Annotated in this window: 19 protein-coding genes and 1 tRNA gene; 15 read left to right on the plus strand and 5 right to left on the minus strand. The window is 51.1% G+C overall.

The features are described 5' to 3' along the window. The first annotated feature begins 57 nt into the window (after nt 1-57). Nucleotides 58-1491, plus strand: coding sequence for a magnesium transporter (mgtE, locus tag JQR90_RS07695; protein WP_010797859.1), 1434 nt, complete (start codon nt 58-60; stop codon nt 1489-1491). Between the two features lie 48 nt (nt 1492-1539). On the opposite strand, the gene JQR90_RS07700 is transcribed toward mgtE, so the two are convergent. Then, complete coding sequence (locus JQR90_RS07700) at nt 1540-1857, minus strand: Arc family DNA-binding protein (RefSeq protein WP_010797860.1); 318 nt, start codon at nt 1855-1857, stop codon at nt 1540-1542. 282 nt (nt 1858-2139) lie between these two features. On the opposite strand from JQR90_RS07700, the gene JQR90_RS07705 reads away from it, so the two are divergent. The 9 genes from JQR90_RS07705 (at nt 2140) to JQR90_RS07745 (ending at nt 10894) form a co-directional block, all read left to right on the plus strand. Then, nucleotides 2140-2216: transfer RNA gene (locus tag JQR90_RS07705), tRNA-Arg, on the plus strand. A 522-nt stretch (nt 2217-2738) separates the two neighbouring features. Continuing rightward, on the plus strand, nt 2739-3764 hold the full coding sequence (locus JQR90_RS07710; protein ID WP_010797861.1) for a glycosyltransferase: 1026 nt from the start codon (nt 2739-2741) through the stop codon (nt 3762-3764). A gap of 14 nt (nt 3765-3778) precedes the next feature. After that, a complete protein-coding gene (locus JQR90_RS07715) occupies nt 3779-4885 on the plus strand; it encodes an FAD-dependent oxidoreductase (RefSeq protein ID WP_010797862.1) in 1107 nt (368 codons plus the stop codon). Beyond that, nucleotides 4866-6515, plus strand: coding sequence for a hypothetical protein (locus JQR90_RS07720; protein ID WP_010797863.1), 1650 nt, complete (start codon nt 4866-4868; stop codon nt 6513-6515). The genes JQR90_RS07715 and JQR90_RS07720 overlap by 20 nt, the downstream gene beginning before the upstream one ends. A 5-nt stretch (nt 6516-6520) precedes the next feature. Continuing rightward, a complete protein-coding gene (locus JQR90_RS07725) occupies nt 6521-7318 on the plus strand; it encodes an NAD(P)-dependent oxidoreductase (RefSeq protein ID WP_010797864.1) in 798 nt (265 codons plus the stop codon). After that, nucleotides 7318-8157 carry a sugar phosphate isomerase/epimerase family protein gene (locus JQR90_RS07730; RefSeq protein WP_010797865.1) on the plus strand — a complete coding sequence of 280 codons (840 nt, stop codon included), beginning with the start codon at nt 7318-7320 and terminating at the stop codon, nt 8155-8157. Before JQR90_RS07725 ends, JQR90_RS07730 begins: the two co-directional genes overlap by 1 nt. Then, the gene (locus JQR90_RS07735; RefSeq protein WP_010797866.1) at nt 8154-8513 is read left to right on the plus strand and encodes an EamA family transporter; all 360 of its coding nucleotides are present in this window, start codon (nt 8154-8156) and stop codon (nt 8511-8513) included. The genes JQR90_RS07730 and JQR90_RS07735 overlap by 4 nt, the downstream gene beginning before the upstream one ends. Before the next feature lie 7 nt (nt 8514-8520). After that, nucleotides 8521-9333 (plus strand): glycosyltransferase family 2 protein, encoded by an 813-nt coding sequence (locus tag JQR90_RS07740; RefSeq protein WP_230382325.1) that lies wholly within the window; start codon nt 8521-8523, stop codon nt 9331-9333. Nucleotides 9334-9520: 187 nt separating this feature from the next. Continuing rightward, nucleotides 9521-10894 (plus strand): MFS transporter, encoded by a 1374-nt coding sequence (locus JQR90_RS07745; protein WP_010797868.1) that lies wholly within the window; start codon nt 9521-9523, stop codon nt 10892-10894. Here JQR90_RS07745 and JQR90_RS07750 read toward each other — a convergent pair. From JQR90_RS07750 to flgA, 4 genes are all read right to left on the minus strand, one after another. Beyond that, complete coding sequence (locus JQR90_RS07750; RefSeq protein WP_010797869.1) at nt 10891-11625, minus strand: flagellar brake protein; 735 nt, start codon at nt 11623-11625, stop codon at nt 10891-10893. The genes JQR90_RS07745 and JQR90_RS07750 overlap by 4 nt on opposite strands. A 74-nt stretch (nt 11626-11699) precedes the next feature. Then, a complete protein-coding gene (locus JQR90_RS07755; RefSeq protein ID WP_434140690.1) occupies nt 11700-12167 on the minus strand; it encodes a flagella synthesis protein FlgN in 468 nt (155 codons plus the stop codon). A 41-nt stretch (nt 12168-12208) separates the two neighbouring features. Continuing rightward, the gene (flgM, locus tag JQR90_RS07760; RefSeq protein ID WP_010797871.1) at nt 12209-12535 is read right to left on the minus strand and encodes a flagellar biosynthesis anti-sigma factor FlgM; all 327 of its coding nucleotides are present in this window, start codon (nt 12533-12535) and stop codon (nt 12209-12211) included. Between the two features lie 146 nt (nt 12536-12681). Then, on the minus strand, nt 12682-13407 hold the full coding sequence (gene flgA, locus JQR90_RS07765) for a flagellar basal body P-ring formation chaperone FlgA (RefSeq protein WP_010797872.1): 726 nt from the start codon (nt 13405-13407) through the stop codon (nt 12682-12684). A 98-nt stretch (nt 13408-13505) separates the two neighbouring features. Here flgA and JQR90_RS07770 point away from each other — a divergent pair, with 98 nt between their 5' ends. The 5 genes from JQR90_RS07770 (at nt 13506) to JQR90_RS07790 (ending at nt 17119) form a co-directional block, all read left to right on the plus strand. Further along, the gene (locus JQR90_RS07770) at nt 13506-14438 is read left to right on the plus strand and encodes a chemotaxis protein CheV (RefSeq protein ID WP_010797873.1); all 933 of its coding nucleotides are present in this window, start codon (nt 13506-13508) and stop codon (nt 14436-14438) included. Between the two features lie 43 nt (nt 14439-14481). Then, nucleotides 14482-15309, plus strand: coding sequence for a protein-glutamate O-methyltransferase CheR (cheR, locus tag JQR90_RS07775; RefSeq protein ID WP_010797874.1), 828 nt, complete (start codon nt 14482-14484; stop codon nt 15307-15309). Between the two features lie 226 nt (nt 15310-15535). After that, the gene (gene flgB / locus JQR90_RS07780; RefSeq protein ID WP_010797875.1) at nt 15536-15949 is read left to right on the plus strand and encodes a flagellar basal body rod protein FlgB; all 414 of its coding nucleotides are present in this window, start codon (nt 15536-15538) and stop codon (nt 15947-15949) included. A gap of 2 nt (nt 15950-15951) precedes the next feature. Beyond that, nucleotides 15952-16395, plus strand: coding sequence for a flagellar basal body rod protein FlgC (gene flgC, locus JQR90_RS07785; protein WP_010797876.1), 444 nt, complete (start codon nt 15952-15954; stop codon nt 16393-16395). A 13-nt stretch (nt 16396-16408) separates the two neighbouring features. Continuing rightward, nucleotides 16409-17119 carry a flagellar hook assembly protein FlgD gene (locus JQR90_RS07790; RefSeq protein WP_010797877.1) on the plus strand — a complete coding sequence of 237 codons (711 nt, stop codon included), beginning with the start codon at nt 16409-16411 and terminating at the stop codon, nt 17117-17119. The last annotated feature ends 23 nt before the right edge of the window (nt 17120-17142 follow it).

Below are 17142 nucleotides of genomic sequence, written 5' to 3' on the forward strand. Positions count from 1 at the left end.
GTTTATTAAAGATTTAATTCCCGCAGCGCGCTCCGTTGCCGGGGATGGAGTGCGCTTATGAGTGAAGTGGAAGCAAGAAAGCCACAGGAAAGTTTGCAGGAGCGACTGGCTCAAGTCGTTGAGCTGCTCCATCAGTATCGTTTCGTTGAAGGTCCCGCTCACGACGAGCAGGTTGTACAGCCTGATGAGGCGCTGCATGAAGAGGGGCTGTCCGAACTCCGTCGCCGTCTGGATGAACTGCATCCGGCCGATATTGCTTTTATCCTTGAGGCGCTTCCACTTCATGAGCGTCTGACCGTCTGGAGCCTGGTTAAGACCGAGCGTGACGGCGACATCCTTCTTGAAGTCTCCGACTCTGTTCGTGAAACACTGATCGCCGACATGGACGATCAGGAAATCCTTGCAGTGGCAGGACAGCTGGATGCTGATGAGCTGGCCGACCTGGCGCCTGACCTGCCTCGAGATGTTGTACATGAGCTTATGGAGGCTCTGGACGCCCAGCAGCGTGAGCGGGTGCGCTCAGCGCTTTCATATGAAGAGGATCAGGTTGGCGCACTGATGGACTTCGAGATGGTGACTATCCGCGACGATGTCACGCTTGAGGTTGTTCTGCGGTATTTGCGTCGCTTGAAGGAGCTGCCAGGCCATACGGATAAGCTGTTTGTTGTCGATTATGACGGCATATTGAAGGGCGTGCTTCCTGTGAAGCGGCTTTTGGTCAATGACCCGGAAAAGCAAGTCGCTGAGGTAATGGCTAACGACCCGGTAGCGTTTCATCCTGATAATGATGCCTACGAGGCCGCTCAAGCGTTTGAACGTTACGATCTAATTTCTGCGCCTGTCGTTGACAAGAATGGCAAATTGATAGGTCGTCTCACTATCGATGAAATGGTGGACTTGATTCGCGAGGAAAGTGAATCTGAAGTCCTCAACATGGCGGGTCTTCGTGAAGACGAAGATGTTTTTGCTTCTGTTTGGAAGTCGGTCGGCAATCGTTGGACCTGGCTTGCTACGAATCTGGTAACGGCGTTTGTTGCCTCTCGTGTAATCGGGCTCTTTGAAGGCAGCATTGAAAAGTTAGTAGCGCTGGCCGCCTTGATGCCTATCGTTGCAGGTATTGGCGGTAATTCGGGTAATCAGACGATCACTATGATTGTGCGTGCTATCGCGCTGGGTCAGCTCAATGCCAGCAGCACCATGAGATTGTTGAGGAAAGAGCTAGGTGTTGCGCTCTTCAATGGATTGATTTGGGGTGGGGTAATTGGCCTGATTGCCTATTACCTTTATAACAGTTGGTCGTTGGGGGTCGTCATGACGGCTGCCATGACGTTGAATCTCTTGCTAGCCGCGTTTATGGGAGTATTGATTCCCATGACGTTACAACGGTTTGGGCGAGATCCCGCAATGGGGTCCAGTGTGCTGATTACAGCAATGACAGACAGCGGCGGCTTTTTCATCTTCCTTGGTCTTGCCACTATGTTCCTTCTGTAACTTCAAGCGAAAGGATCAGGGTGTATCCCTGATCCTTTAACAAATACTTTATTCCTGTGATGACTCGACGTCATTGGCAATCAGAGAGAGGAGGGCGTTTTGCTGGCGTCCAGAAAGTTGCCTGAAGCGCTGTAGCAGTTCCCGTTCATGAGCGCTTAGCTCTGGACTATCCATACGCATGCTCGGGTCTGTATCGATAGCGCCTTCTTGAATGAGACTCTGCTCCAGTCGAGCAATGATTTCAGAATTCATGCTGCGATGATGGTTGCGTGCAACTTCGGCGATACGTTCGCGCATTCCTTCGGGAAGACGGACGACGAATTTGTCAGCTGTGCGACTGGAGTACGATCTAATTGCCTGAGTCATGAGTACATTCATCTAAGTGGTCAAGGACGATGCCAACAAGGCTTTCATGAAGCTTGGGACAGCATTTGTTATTTGCTCTCAACGCCATTACTTGCGTGAGCTTATTGGCGTCAATTTAGTGACAATTTTCAAAAAAAGCAAAGTGGCTTCTCTCTAAATCAATGCTAATGAGAAGCTTAGCAATGATTTCTGGGAATAGCGGTCTTTAACGCTAGGTTTTACATAACGCATGACAAAGTGCGCTCTTGTCGTTAACATTCTGCTCTCGCACGACGTCATTTGGTCCCAGTAGCTCAATTGGATAGAGCATCCCCCTCCTAAGGGGAAGGTTGTGAGTTCGAACCTCGCCTGGGACACCATAAAACTTGCAATACCTCACGCACTTCTACTCTTCACATCCTTGACTAACGCATAAACTGGACTTTATGGTCTTTTATATTATTGTGCGTTAACGGTTGTCCTTTCATTTTTATGCAACTATTAATATGACTTCTAATATGACTTCTACCGTAAAGTGATATTAATAGTTAGCCGTCCTATAACCGATATATAAATATGTGATGGGGTTGGCAGACTGAAGGGGAACCTTTGGTGGGCATGAGAATCTATCGCTGGCGCTAGTATTAAGGGGTAACAAGATTCCTTAATTATAGTTATGTTATTCCGGTGCTCATTGGGCTGAGCGTGTTGGCCTCGATAACGATTCGAACAAGCAGAGCCCAGCAATGAACTTGTTTTACAGGCACGGCCAATTGAGTTGGCTGTGATGGTTTGTTCGTTATGTCGCGCCCATTCTTAATGAAGCCGCAATATTAAAGTTTATCTAGACAGCTTTGCTGAATATGGATCAACCCACTTGGGCTCTCTGAGAGGAAGCGTGAATGTCTTATTATCCCGTTCTGTTATCAATCGTTTTTGTTGTCCGTAATCAGTCTAGGGAGCTTGCAGAGTCATTGACTAATGCGGCGAGTATTATCGCCTCACTAGTGAGTGACTATGAGTTGATCATTGTTGACAACGCCTCTACCGATGACAGTGTAGCCATGTTAAAAGGGTTAACCAGCGAGAAGGGTTTGCCGAATCTTCAGGTGTATGCTCTGACCAAAGAGGTCGATACGGACACGGCTTGCTGGGTGGGTTTGGAAAATGCACTTGGCGATTATGTAGCGGTCATTGATCCACTGACGGACGATGTCGGGTTCTTGCCTGCAATGCTGGAAAAGGCAGCGGAAGGAAGTGATGTCGTATTTGCGGCCAATTCTCAAAAGCCTAAGCGTACCTTAGCCTACAAGGCCTGCTTCTCCAGCTTTAACTCTTTGTACAAGCGTCTAGGCGGCATCGACCTTGCAAACGATGCCCCTCAGTATCGCCTGTTGAGCAAGCGCGTAGTTAATTTTATTCTGCAACACCCTGTTCCTGCTTTGACCTATCGTCATTTGCCGGCAACAGCGGGCTTTGCTCAGACAAAATTGACCTATAGCTCTACGCCCAAAGCGCCTCAGAACAAGCGTCTGGGAGACAGTATCGAGCGGGGAATCCGTCTTCTGATCTCTACAACGCGTGCCCCTATGCGACTGGTCAACATGCTTTGCATGTTTGGTGCTGCAGCCAACCTTATCTACTCGGCATATGTCATCGCGGTTGGGCTTCTCAAGTCGGATGTTGCGCCAGGTTGGGTAACGCTATCCCTGCAACAGTCAGGCATGTTCTTTCTTCTGTCCCTCGTGCTGCTGGTATTGGGCGAATACATCCTGCAAGTGGCTACCCGTACCAATGAAGGGCCGGCATACCATGTTGCTCAGGAGTTTACGAGCGCCATCATGACGCGACGCGAGAAACTCAACATCGAGGTCGTCAGTGACCCACAGCCGTCTACCGTGACTGCTGCTGCCTCTAATATGGCTTAAGGCATACATACATCATGCAGGATGCTATTGTCATTGGTGGCGGTTTCTACGGATCCATGATTGCCTTGTATTTGATGAAAGTACGAGGTTTCAAGGCTGTGACGTTGATTGAGCGAGAGGCGACTCTGCTCAATCGTGCGTCTTATAACAATCAGGCCCGTGTGCATAACGGCTATCATTATCCGCGTAGTTTCACGACTGCCTTCAGAAGTCGCGTCAACTTACCCCGCTTTATAAAAGATTATCCTGACGCTGTAGTCACAAACTTTACAAAGCTCTACGCCATAGCCCGTAATAACTCGAAAGTTACTGCCAAGCAGTTCGAGCGGTTTTGTCATGAAATTGGTGCAAAGCTTGAACCTGTACCTGCGTCAATGGAAAAGCTCTTTGAGCCACGGCTTATTGAGGCTGTTTATCTAACGGAAGAGTATGCGTTCAATTCTAGAGAATTGGCAGGAGAGGCGAGGCGCGAACTCGATGAAGTTGGAGTCGAGGTATTACTTAATACCAGGGTGAAATCTATTCATCGGCAGGGCAGTGACACGCTTTCGGTCACTTATGAGCAGGATGGAAAATCGGTAGAGCGCTCCACTCGGTTCATTTTTAACTGCACCTATAGTGGTCTGAATCAGTTTTCCGGCGACTTTCCGGGTACTCAGACCAAGTTGAAGCATGAGCTGACAGAAATGGCCTTGGTTGAGATGCCGGATGCGCTTAAAGGTCTAGGCGTTACGGTGATGGATGGGCCTTTCTTCTCCATGATGCCTTTCCCTGCGAGAGGGCTGCATACGCTATCCCATGTGCGATACACGCCGCATATGCAGTGGAACGACTCACCGGATCTCGACCCCTATCATCGCCTTGAGCACTATCACCGCGACACACGCGTTGATCGCATGATCCGAGATGTGGCGCGATACATGGCCCCTGTCGCCAATGTTCAGTACAGGGACTCGCTTTTTGAAGTTAAGACCATCCTCGTTAAGAACGAAGGGGATGACGGTCGTCCCATCCTTTTTGAGCAACACGCTCAACTGCCCAATTGTTACTCGGTTCTAGGCGGAAAAATCGATAACATTTTTGATGTTCTGGAGAAGCTAGATGCCGAACCCATCCACTGATGCAACAAGTTTTGCGGATGTTACCCCGGCTCGGACGGCCCGCTGGCTGGGAATTATTGCTCTACTCGCGTTTGCTTTCGTCAGTCATTTCACGCTAGGTCCAGGCAATATTGTCGATCCTTTCCATCAAGGAGAGTTTTTTGCCACTTTGCCTAACATGTTGCATGGCCAGGCAGGTGAGCATGCCTTCACCATTCATGGTGCGCTCGACTTTCTGCCTGCTTGGATCGCCACTCACTTCAGCGGGCCGGATAATAACTTTCTCTATACCCAGGTTGCCTACGCACTGTGCAACCTAGGTGCGGCTTGGCTGTTTTACTTGATAGCGTCTTTATTCATTGAGCGTGGCGCTAGATATGAGTTGCTGACACTTGTTGCAGTGGCGGTGGTAGCCAGTCAACTGGTTGGTTACCGTGACCTGTGTTTACTGCTTTCGATCTATTTATTCCTGCTGTGTTTGCGAGCCAATCGCTCCTCCGATTTTTTTGTTAAAGCGACTCTCTTGGGTATTGCTGCAGCATTCAACATGTTTTGGTCTTATGACCGGGGCATTACCGGGTTTGGGGCGATAGGGTTGGGCGTGCTTCTGGCCAGCTTTTACGATCGCCGTTTTATCTATGCTATGGCCATCTTTGTTGGGACGTTTCTTGTGCTGTCCCTGATGACTGAGGTGTTTTCCCTTAGCGATTATCTACGGAACTTCGACTTTCTACTCAGTACATCCTCGCAATGGACGTATCACAGTCCACGCTTCATCATTCAGAGCGCGCTACTGACCGTACCGACAGTGCTGGCTTATTATGCACTGTTCAAAGCGCTGCCTAAGCCGTTCCATTTCGGCTCTGCGTTTGCCATTGCTGGAATGCTGGCTGTCCTGATGTTGGTTTTGTACAAAATCGCAACCAACCGTGCAGATTTCATCCATGTTCCGATGGGTATGTGGGCGCCTTTGCTCAGTTTCCTCTTCGCTTATGACCAGCTGCGTAAGACGGGCCGAAAGCAGGAATTTGTGCTGCTGAAAAAGCCCGTAGCCGTGGCGGTGGTTGGGTCCATGCTGCTTCTAGGGCTGATTGGTAAGAACCCGATGCCCTTTTTTGCAGTTCTGCTGGGTTTGGTACTCATTAACAGCAACCGCAAGCCCTTGGGGTATGTAGCCCTGGTAGGTCTCTCGGGGTTGCTGGCTGCCTTTACACTTTACAAATCGCCAGTCCCCAATGTTCTTGTAAACGGCTACAAGTGGCTACCCAATATGGCGTCGCCCCCTGAGAACTCTCTGCTGGTCTCTGACGGTGCGCGTTGGGCGGCCAGCCAGATCAAGGGGTCAGGATCGCAGTGTGTGTTTGATCTTTCCAATAACGGAATTATCAATGGCGTGACAGGTTTGCCCGCGTGTACGAAATACATTTATCCGGTGTATGCCACGCGCGTGTATGAGCAAGACATGATTTCGGATCTGAAAAAGTCAGACCCCTCTGTCGTGGTCTACTCCACAACGTTCTGGTCGTTCAATATCAACGACATATCAATGCACGACAAATTTCCTGAACTCAAAAAGTATCTGGATGAAAGGTATCCATACGAAAAGTGTGAGTCGGAATATTGTCTTCGTTTTAAAAATACTCAGGGGTGATAGGAATGAGTTTGCCAGACGCGCTTATAGGATATAGCGGCTTTGTCGGTTCGACATTGCTCAAGCAAAAAGACTTTGAGGGCCAGTTTCGCTCGACCAACATCTCTGAGGTAGGCGAAAAGGCTTATCACACGCTTGTATGCGCCGGTGCCCCTGCTCAGAAATGGATTGCGAATAAGGACCCCGAGGCTGACCGAGAGAAGATCGACGGTTTGATCGAACACTTGAAACAGGTTAAATGCGAGACATTTGTTCTTATCAGCACTGTTGATGTATTCGGCTCGCCCGTTGGAGTCAATGAAGAAACGCCTGTTGTTGAAGAGGGCCTGCATGCGTATGGCTTGAATCGCAGACGCCTTGAGAAATTCGTAGAAAGTCATTTCCCCAATTACCTGATTGTTCGTTTGCCAGGTTTAGTCGGACCAGGACTTCGCAAGAACGTTATTTTTGACTTCCTGAACGATAATAATCTTTCGGTCATCGATAGCCGTGGGGTATTCCAGTTCTATCCCATGGTCAATCTCTGGTACGACATCCAGACTGCCCTGAAGGCTAATCTCAAACTGGTGCATTTTACTTCGGAGCCTGTCAGCGTCGCTGATATCGCTCGCTATGGCTTTGGCTTCGAGTTCACTAATGAATTAAGCAACACTCCAGCTTCGTATGATTTCCAATCCCTCCATGCTGAGGAGTTTGGCGGTGGTGCCGGCTATCAGTACAGCAAGCGTGAGACGCTTCAGGCAGTAAGGGCATATGCACAGTCCGAGCCGTTGAAAGCGAAGACTGCTTCGGAGGCTCATTGATGCGAGTCGCCATTTCCAACATCGCTTGGGATGTTTCCAATGACGAAGAAGTAGCGCAGCTGCTTTCCCGTTACGATGTAGATGCAGTCGATATAGCGCCCGGTAAATACTTTCCGCAGCCCAAGGATGCGACTGATGCAGAGATCCGGGCGGTCAAGCAGTGGTGGCAGTCCCGTGGTGTTTCGCTAACAGGTATGCAGTCCCTGTTATTCGGAACTACTGGATTAAATGTTTTTGGCTCCGCTGAGTCACAGCAGGCAATGCTGGATCACTTGGATGCCGTCTGCCGTATTGCGGCAGGCTTGGGCTCTGCGCGTTTGGTGTTTGGCTCTCCCAAGAACCGTGATCGCTCTGCAATAGCGGATGAGCAGGTAGATAGCGTAGCTATCCCTTTCTTCCGCCGCTTGGGTGATATTGCTGCTCGTCATGGTGTGCTGATATGCCTGGAGCCGAATCCCACCTGTTATGGGGCTAACTTCATGGTCACTAGTGTAGAGACTGCTCGTGTAGTTGAGGCAGTTGATCATGACTCTATCCGGATGCAACTCGATACCGGCGCCTTGGCGATCAATGACGAAAATCCTGAAGAGATCATTGCCCGCTTTGCACCTTTCATTGGGCATGTACATGCCAGTGAACCCAATCTGATTACGTTGGGTGATGGCGGTTCGAAGCATGCGCAGGTTGCCCAAGCATTGGCAAAACACCTTCCCGATCATGTCGTGACTATTGAGATGCTCCCTGCCAAGGAAGAGTCGAACATGGCATCTATCGAAAGAGCACTGGGCGTTGCTACACGGCTCTATCGAGATGGTGTGCAAGCAGGGGTAATGGCATGAAGTGGATGATCCTCATACTGGGCATCCTGTCCAATGCATCTGCCAGTGTCCTTGTAAAGATGGCCATGATGCCACCAAGAAAGTTTCCAAGTCTTTCCGATCCTATGGGAGCGTTAAGCAACTGGCCATTCTGGCTTGGGCTTTTTCTTTATGGATTGGCGTTTCTGCTGTATGCCGCTGCGCTTGCACGTTTGCCGCTGAATGTGGCGCATCCCGTTTTGACCGCTGGTGCCATAGCAACCGTGGCGATCATGTCGGCAGCGATATTCAAAGAACCTTTCCCATGGACGACCATTACCGGGATCATCATGGTAATCGCCGGTGTTGCGCTGATTACGGCCCGTGTAAGCTCATAATGTAGACATGACTATGACAGCAGATATTTCCGAACACATACGCACTTCCTGGCAAGTGCCTGCGTATGAAAAAACGATGTGGTTGGGCAAGCAGCACGCCACATGCATCATCATTCCTGTGATCAATGAAGGAAGCCGTATTGTCAGTTTGCTGACTCGGATGAAGGATCTGAACGTTGATCAAGCGTCGGATGTAATCATTATCGATGGCGGCAGCACAGACGGCTCACTGGAGCTGGAGCGCCTCAAGTCCAAGGGTGTTAGAGGCCTGTTGCTCAAAAAGGGACCTGGTAAGCTAAGTGCTCAGTTGCGTTGTGCCTACGCCTTTGCATTAGAGCAGGGCTACGAGGGCATCGTGACGATTGACGGTAACGACAAGGATGATCCTGAGGCTATCCCGCGGTTCATTAAGGCGTTGGAGGAGGGGGCAGACTTCGTGCAGGCGTCGCGCTTCCTGCAAGGCGGTGTTGCTGAAAACACGCCAAAGTCCCGTGATTTCGCTATTCGCTTCATTCATGCGCCTATGCTGAGCATGGCATCAGGCTTTCACTGGACCGATACGACCCAGGGGTTCCGGGCCTATAGCCGCAAAATGCTGTTGGATCCACGCGTCGCTCCATTCCGTGATGTGTTCATGACCTATGAGCTGTTGGCTTACCTATCCTATCGAGTGCCCAAGCTGGGTTATCGTTGTGTAGAGCTGCCTACCATCCGCCGCTACCCTAAAGGTGAAGTGCCTACCAAGATCAGTAGCGTGAGAGGAAATCTCTCTGTTCTTCAAGTTCTCTTCAAGGCGTGTACGGGACAGTACAACCCTTGAGGGACTATAAACACGGCGGCTTAGGCCGCCGTGTTTATTTCGGCTAAAAATCCCTCCTGACTCGACCGAACTCTTGGGCTTGCTGCCCATCGAAGGGGTACATCAACGTCAAGGCAACAGGCCTTCGTATCAAACGCATAAGAATCTGTCTTCGAAGCGCATTGTGCTGCCTTCGTAAGGAGCTGTAATGGGACGTACGTTATCTGCCTTCCGAGCGCTTTATGCTGCTACGTTGCTCATGCTGATCGGCTCAGGTCTGCTTAGCACCTATATGGCACTAAGGCTTGCGTCCGAGGAAGTTCCAGGGGCCTGGATCGGTGCATTGACAGGTGCTCAATACCTGGGTCTGGTGTTGGGAGGCAAGGTAGGGCATCGTCTTATTGCGCGTGTAGGGCATATAAGGGCTTACGTTGCTTGTGCGGGAATCGTAACTGCTGCAGTTCTGGGAACCGGAATATTGCCCTTTCTGCCCGTGTGGCTGCTGCTGCGTATGCTGGTAGGGATGGGCATGATGTGCCAGTACATGGTGTTAGAAAGCTGGTTGAATGAGCAAGCTGAGCCCAACCAGAGAGGCAAGGTATTCTCGGGGTATATGACGGCTTCCTACTTTGGTCTGGTTCTAGGGCAAGGTGTACTGATTGCCTGGCCTGAGCTCGGTAGCGAAAAGCTTATGCTGGTTGCGCTCTGTTTTGCGCTCTGTCTGGTGCCTGTTGCGATCACTGCGAAGATCCACCCGGCCCCGATGAGTCCGGCTCCTCTTGATCCTGGATTTTTCTTCAAACGAATCCCTCAATCGTTAACAACAACTGTAGTGAGTGGCCTCGCTATCGGTTCGTTTTATGGTCTTGCGCCTGTTTACGCCGCGGCCCAAGGGCTGCCAACCGAGCGAGTCGGCTTATTCATGGGGGTTTGTATTTTCGCAGGGCTGCTGGCTCAATGGCCTATTGGTTGGCTTTCCGACCGCCATGATCGTAGTTGGCTGATCAATAAGGTTGCGCTTGTTCTGGTGGTGGCTGCACTACCGCTGGCGTTATTGCCCAAGGTCCCCTTATTACTGCTGCTTGCTCTTGGCTTTGCAGTCAGCATGTTGCTTTTTGTGCTTTATCCTCTAGCCGTTGCGCTTTCCAATGACCATGTGGAAGGGGAGCGACGGGTATCCCTTACCGCCATGCTCCTGGCCACCTTTGGCGTGGGAGCCTGTATCGGTCCGCTATTGGTAGGTGCTTTGATGAATTGGTTCGGCGCCAACATGTTGTACGCGTCTATTGGTGTGTGCGGGTTGATTCTGGTGTGGCGTATCAGGCCGCAGGATGTAAAAGGCTTGCACCGTGTCGACGAGGCCCCACTGCAACACGTGCCTATGCCGGATAGCCTGGCCAGCTCACCTTTGGTTGCGGCACTGGACCCGCGAGTAGATGAGCAGGTAGTCCATGATCAGATGCAGAATGCAGAGGCGGTGGCAACTCCAGCGGAGGCTGCAGATGAAGAGACTTCCTCATCTGCAGTGGAGGCTATGGCTGAAGAGAGCAATCCTATACCTGAGGATGAGCCCAAGCGTTAGTCTATCCGCCGTGTTTCGCGTTGAAGTTGATAGACGAAGCGTTCGACCTGACGTTGAGTTAGGCCCGACATGCGATAGAAGCGCAGGCCTACCTCGGTACAATCTAGCCTTTCGTTATAAGAAACGTGGCGGACTTCTACTGTTGAGCTAAGGGAGCTGCCAGGAAGGGCTACGGAGAATTTTTCCAGTAGCTCACCAGGAGACACCATGGACGTTGCATTCTTGGCGATACGGATCTTGCAGCCGGTCGCCGAAATGTCCAAGAGCGAACCTTTTAGGAATTTTTTACTGGGAAGGTCTGAGAGCTCGGCTGTTGGCTGGCGATTAAGCTGAAGGCGGACCCGAAAGGCATTTCGGCGCTGGTGATAGCTTACTTCCTTCGGGAGTGGAAACCAGTAGCAGCGGCTGTCGTTCAGCTCGCTCAAATTGCCTGGAACGTCATACTCCCAAGTGATTTGCACGCCTTCATGGGAGCTGTCGATGCGAAAACGCTCTCCCTGAAGCAGTAGTCGTTCCCCCTCGGTAGGGATGAGTTCATCCAGCGCGATCAAGCCTTGTTCGGTATTGATGTCGATCAGAAAGCTCTGGAACTGTCTGTTACGTTCCAGAAAGGTTATGCGGAGTGGACTACGGGTTTCCACCAACGGTTTTAGGTATGCAGCTATCTCAATAGGTGTCTTGAGCAGCTTGGGTGGCTGAGGACCCTGCACATCATTAAATGCGTTGGACACGCCCTGTCTCCATTTCTTGACAAATAAATAAAGAATGGCCGGGATCGTTTAATCCCAGCCATTGTTTCAACAATTCATACCTGACTTAACGGGCGTTGGTAACTCGAGCGGGGCAGATGGCCGCGTCTGTTGTACAGACTGGGCACAGGAGGACCCTGCAAAATTTCGAGCATGCTGGCCACAGTATACTGGTTGGCCTTGATGATCTGGCCATTCCGGTTGTTGGTTTCCTTGCACTGCTCAATAACGGTCGTGAGCTGGTCTGCCGCCTCGATCAACTGATCGTCCTGCTCGAAGCGTTCGGCATAGGCTAACAGGCCTTCACGGCTCAAGGGTAACCCCAGGCGCTGCAATTGTGCAGAGCGCAAGTGATTATGCTGATCCAGTTGAACCAGGAGTGGCTGCTTTTCATCCAGCAGCAGGCCAAGCAAATCGAACTTGCGATTTACCAGGGCTTCGTGTTCTAACTCGATCAGTTCCAGTAACCTTGTAGCGATGTTCAAATCGCTAAGGGTTAGCTCAAGCAAGCTGGCGTTGTGCATACGATCTACACTCGTGCGTCATATTTCCAACGCTGCGTCGCTTAGCGCTGGGATTCAAAATCAAGCAGTTTGGAAGCTACGCGCTGGCTATCGACTTTATAGCTGCCATCAGCAATGGCCTGCTTCAGGCGATTAACACGCTCGCTATCAACCACCGGCTCTTGGCGAATCTTTTCGACAGCCTTCTGAAGCGTTTGGGCTTCATCGCTCAGCTTTACATTTTCGCCTGCTGGCTGGGTTGGGGATACGGCAGCTGCTTTGGCAACTTCACTGGTTTTGTTAGTTGCATTGGTCGCTGCAGGTCCAGTAGTCCGGCTAGTGCTGGCGGTGCTGGAAGTGCTGTTCGTTCTGTTGAAATCAATAACCATGATGGAGAACCTCGGACAGTTTCGGTCGCATGCCCAGCTTTTCGGCTTAGCCCAAAAAAACTTTAGGCTAAATTTTGTGCTCCGTTTGGCAAAAAGCTAATGGGCCAGTATAAACCATCTGTTAGAGGCCATGGTGGCTGTTTGGTTTACATGGCGACCTCAACCATTCCCGGGCCAGTCACACGCGCTTTAATGACGCGCTTGGAGTTCAGATTCTTGACGCGAATCTGTTCTCCCTGGGCTCCATCAACCAACGCCTCTCCCTGCATTCTTACAGTAAAGCCTCCCGATCCCGCACTAATGACAACCTGATCGCCCTTGCGCACCACTTCGGCTGCCTGGAGAAAGGAGGGAGCCAGTATCTGATCTGCCACTACCTGCCGCTTGAGTTTCTGGCCTATTATTAAATCGATATCGGTGAGATAACCTTGAGGCAATTTTCCGACGTCTCGCTCCAGTAGAGCTACATTTTGCGGATCTATAATCGTATCGCGCAGCAACGGTCGGGTAGTGACTACGACATTTCGATACAGGCGAACCTCCGCAGGAATGTAGACGGTCCAAGGGGTGCTTCCTTCGCATCGAACACGTACCGAAACACGGCCTAGCGGTGCTTCAAGGCCCTGCTGTGCAACGGTTAACGGTCGGTCGCAAGCCGCCAGACGTAAACGTGGGTCCAAGTCTTTCACCTGAACCTCGTGTCGACCCTCGGCATGACTCTCGATCAAATATTCCTGAACGCGCTCCTCAAGAAATCCTTGAGCCGCGCCGATAAGTTCTTCAGGCAGGGTTAGCTCGGCAGCTGCATAGGTCTGGTTTGCAGAGCAGAATCCTACAAGCGTTATCAGTAATGAGATGTGGCGTCTGTTCATGCGTCGAGAAACTGTCTTCGGCGGTTCATGAACCTACCTAAGCAATCCCTGTGCCGTCTTCTGTCATCCGATAGGCCGGCCTTTTCAGGAGTTCACAAATGGCTGGCGTATTAGATGCAGTCAACCAGCGTACTCAGTTGGTCGGGCAGAATCGGCTGGAACTGCTGTTGTTCCGTTTGGACGGCCCGCAGCTTTATGGAATCAACGTCTTCAAGGTAAGGGAAGTGCTGCAGTGCCCTAAACTTACCGTGATGCCGAAATCCAGTGCTGTCGTACGTGGCGTTGCAAGTATTCGTGGTGGCACCTTTCCGATCATGGACTTGGCGCTGGCAACGGGTCGCCGTGGTCTGGATGATCTGACGAACAGCTTCGTCATCATCACAGAATACAACACCAAGGTTCAGGGCTTCCTGGTGCGCTCCGTCGAGCGAATCATCAATATGAACTGGGATATGATCCAACCGCCACCCAAGGGAACCGGTCGTGATCATTACCTGACGGCTGTTACGCGTGTCGATAATCAGCTGGTTGAAATTATCGACGTGGAAAAAATCCTTTCAGAAGTAGCGCCTTCGGTCGAAACCATTTCGGAAGGTGTTATTGACACGGTTGTTCAGGCAAAAGCCGTTACCAAGCATGTGCTGATCGTCGATGACTCGTCTGTGGCACGTAAGCAGGTGAGCCGCTGTCTGGGAACCGTTGGAGTGGAAGTAACTGCGCTCAATGACGGACGTCAGGCGCTGAATTTCCTGAAGGACATGGTCGATAATGGTGAAAAGCCGGAGCGGGAGTTGCTCATGCTGATCTCTGATATCGAGATGCCTGAAATGGACGGCTATACTTTGACGGCAGAAATCCGTAACGACCCCCGGATGAGCAACCTCCATATCCTTCTTCATACCTCGCTGTCTGGTGTATTCAACCAGGCTATGGTTAAGAAGGTTGGAGCTAATGATTTCCTCGCTAAATTCCGCCCCGATGATCTTGCGTCCCGGGTTATTGAGCGTATCAAGGCAGCCGATGAAGGCTGAGATGATCAACGCTCTTCTTTTCTGATTCAGGAGCAGAACGGAAGTGTCAGCAGTTAATGCAGATTTTATGCAGTTCCGTGTCTTTCTTGAAAAGACGTGTGGAATCCTGCTTGGTGATAATAAACAGTATCTGGTTTCCAGCCGCCTCAACAAACTGATGGAGGCGGAAGGAATCAAGTCGTTGGGAGAGCTGGTGCAGCGTATCCAGACCCAGCCACGCAGCGGACTCAAGGAGAAGGTCGTCGATGCGATGACGACCAATGAAACCCTATGGTTTCGTGATACCTACCCGTTTGAGGTTCTGAAGAATCGCCTGTTACCGGAGTTGACCAAAGCCAACCCTGGACAGCGACTGCGTATCTGGTCGGCAGCCTGCTCGTCGGGCCAGGAGCCTTACTCGCTATCGATGACCATAGACGAGTTTGAGCGTAGCAGCCCAGGCCAACTACGCAGCGGTGTCCAGATCGTGGCAACAGATTTGTCCGGTGTAATTTTGACAGCGGCTAAATCGGGTGAGTATGACTCACTGGCAATCGGGCGTGGCCTTTCCCAGGAAAGACTGCAACGTAATTTTGACGTGGTTCCGCCGAATCGGTGGTCAGTAAAGCCCGCTATTAAAAGCCGCGTTGAATTCAGAGCGCTCAATCTGTTGGACAGTTATGCCAGCCTGGGCAAGTTCGACATGGTCTTTTGCCGCAACGTGCTGATTTATTTCTCGGCTGATGTGAAGAAAGATATCCTGACGCGTATTCACGGCACGCTCAAACCGGGAGGCTACCTGTTCCTGGGGGCGTCGGAAGCCTTGAACGGGCTGCCGGAACTCTATCAGATGGTCCAGTGTAATCCTGGCATCATTTACAAAGCGAAATAAGCCAAAGGCCCGACATGTCGGGCCTTTTCTTTTCCTGTCTTGCCATCCTTCCTGTCAAAGTTTTGCCGTCATCCTTGCCGCTTGCCCCTTCAAATACGGAAAAACCTTGCCGCTTTTGGCGCCGTAGCGCGCCTTATTTTTTTAAGCCATTGATATTTAAGGGTTTTAATAGTTGGCATGTGCATTGCTAAAGGGAGATAGCCCTTCTGGCAATAGGTTCATGACCATGAGTATCAGTTTCGATAAAGCATTGGGTATCCATCAGCAGGCGTTGAATTTCCGTTCTCAACGCGCCGAAGTGTTGGGCAACAACATTGCTAACGCCGACACGCCTGGATACAAGGCGCGCGATCTGGATTTCTCGGCCGTTCTGGCAGAGCAAGCCAGCAAGTCGTCGCATAGCAAATTCAACCTTGATACGACCAACACTCGTCATATCGAGGCTGAAGGTTTCGGTGATCTGTCAGCGGATGCTGCGATGCGCTATCGCATACCCACTCAGCCTTCGCTGGATCAGAACACTGTAGATGAGCAAGTAGAGCAAGCCAATTACGCAGAAAACTCTGTGCAGTTCCAGGCCAGCTTCACGTTGCTTAACAACAAATTCAAAGGGCTCATGTCTGCCCTTCGTGGAGAGTAACCATGTCCCTGAGTAATGTATTCAACATTGCTGGTACAGGTATGAGCGCACAGACCACGCGCCTGAATACCATCGCCAGTAACATTGCTAACGCCGAGACCGTTTCGTCCAGCGTGGATGAGACCTACCGTGCCCGTCACCCTGTGTTCGCAACCATGTTGAACCAGGCGCAGAACGGTGGCAGCGCTTCTCTGTTCGATGAGCAGGGCGAAGCTGGAACGGGTGTGCAGGTACTGGGCATCGTTGAAGACCAAAGCAATCTTGAGGCCCGTTACGAGCCCAATCATCCGGCTGCTGATAAAGACGGTTATGTGTACTACCCGAACGTCAATGTCGTGGAAGAGATGGCGGACATGATTTCGGCAAGCCGTGCATTTCAGACCAACGCTGACATCATGAACACTGCCAAGCAGATGATGCAGAAAGTCTTGACGTTAGGTCAGTAAGCGGAGATCACGCATGTCCACTATCAATACGAATACCAATAACGCAGGCGTTGCAGCATCGGCATTGACAAGTCTTACGAGCACTTCGTCAAAGGATGCTACTGCGTCTACCGATAAGAAAGGCAGTCTGGGAAAGGATGACTTTCTGCAGCTGCTGGTCACTCAGCTCAACAACCAGAACCCGCTAAGCCCTCAGGACAATAGTGAGTTCGTTGCTCAGTTGGCGCAGTTCAGTAGTGTTGAAAGCCTGCAGAACCTGAACTCTGCGGTTAACGGCATCGCAGGTACCTATCAGTCTTCGCAAGCGCTGCAGGCGTCGTCACTGGTGGGACGCTCCGTGATCGCCCAAACGGGGTCGTCCATGGTGGACACCTCGAAAAGTTTCAATGGCTCGCTGGTCATGCCGGCGGCCGGTAAGGATGTCACTGTCGGCGTGTACGACAGTGCAGGTTCGCTGGTCAAGACCATCGACCTGGGCGTAGCCAAGGCAGGCACTACCGATTTCATCTGGGATGGTACAGATGCGAAAGGTAATAAAGTTGATGCGGGAATTTATAGCTTCAAGGCATCTGCCGATATCGATGAAACGCGGCAAGCCCTGACTACTTATCTGCCGGCCACCGTCAATAGCGTAACGCTGGGACAGGATGGCGGTGAAATGCAACTTAACCTGGCTGGGCTGGGCAGCGTGACGCTGTCGCAAGTTCAGATGATTGGTCAGTAAGCCGGCAGTCCGGCAGAGGAAAG

Source organism: Pseudomonas sp. JZ114, assembly GCF_051027705.1.
GTDB lineage: Bacteria > Pseudomonadota > Gammaproteobacteria > Pseudomonadales > Pseudomonadaceae > Chryseomonas > Chryseomonas luteola.

What these genes read in the sequence shown, in the direction of transcription:
- mgtE (WP_010797859.1), top strand. Translation starts at nt 58, where the DNA reads ATGAGTGAAGTGGAAGCAAGAAAGCCACAGGAAAGTTTGCAGGAGCGA.
- JQR90_RS07700 (WP_010797860.1), bottom strand. Translation starts at nt 1,857, where the DNA reads ATGACTCAGGCAATTAGATCGTACTCCAGTCGCACAGCTGACAAATTC.
- JQR90_RS07710 (WP_010797861.1), top strand. Translation starts at nt 2,739, where the DNA reads ATGTCTTATTATCCCGTTCTGTTATCAATCGTTTTTGTTGTCCGTAAT.
- JQR90_RS07715 (WP_010797862.1), top strand. Translation starts at nt 3,779, where the DNA reads ATGCAGGATGCTATTGTCATTGGTGGCGGTTTCTACGGATCCATGATT.
- JQR90_RS07720 (WP_010797863.1), top strand. Translation starts at nt 4,866, where the DNA reads ATGCCGAACCCATCCACTGATGCAACAAGTTTTGCGGATGTTACCCCG.
- JQR90_RS07725 (WP_010797864.1), top strand. Translation starts at nt 6,521, where the DNA reads ATGAGTTTGCCAGACGCGCTTATAGGATATAGCGGCTTTGTCGGTTCG.
- JQR90_RS07730 (WP_010797865.1), top strand. Translation starts at nt 7,318, where the DNA reads ATGCGAGTCGCCATTTCCAACATCGCTTGGGATGTTTCCAATGACGAA.
- JQR90_RS07735 (WP_010797866.1), top strand. Translation starts at nt 8,154, where the DNA reads ATGAAGTGGATGATCCTCATACTGGGCATCCTGTCCAATGCATCTGCC.
- JQR90_RS07740 (WP_230382325.1), top strand. Translation starts at nt 8,521, where the DNA reads ATGACTATGACAGCAGATATTTCCGAACACATACGCACTTCCTGGCAA.
- JQR90_RS07745 (WP_010797868.1), top strand. Translation starts at nt 9,521, where the DNA reads ATGGGACGTACGTTATCTGCCTTCCGAGCGCTTTATGCTGCTACGTTG.
- JQR90_RS07755 (WP_434140690.1), bottom strand. Translation starts at nt 12,167, where the DNA reads ATGCACAACGCCAGCTTGCTTGAGCTAACCCTTAGCGATTTGAACATC.
- flgM (WP_010797871.1), bottom strand. Translation starts at nt 12,535, where the DNA reads ATGGTTATTGATTTCAACAGAACGAACAGCACTTCCAGCACCGCCAGC.
- flgA (WP_010797872.1), bottom strand. Translation starts at nt 13,407, where the DNA reads ATGAACAGACGCCACATCTCATTACTGATAACGCTTGTAGGATTCTGC.
- JQR90_RS07770 (WP_010797873.1), top strand. Translation starts at nt 13,506, where the DNA reads ATGGCTGGCGTATTAGATGCAGTCAACCAGCGTACTCAGTTGGTCGGG.
- flgB (WP_010797875.1), top strand. Translation starts at nt 15,536, where the DNA reads ATGAGTATCAGTTTCGATAAAGCATTGGGTATCCATCAGCAGGCGTTG.
- flgC (WP_010797876.1), top strand. Translation starts at nt 15,952, where the DNA reads ATGTCCCTGAGTAATGTATTCAACATTGCTGGTACAGGTATGAGCGCA.
- JQR90_RS07790 (WP_010797877.1), top strand. Translation starts at nt 16,409, where the DNA reads ATGTCCACTATCAATACGAATACCAATAACGCAGGCGTTGCAGCATCG.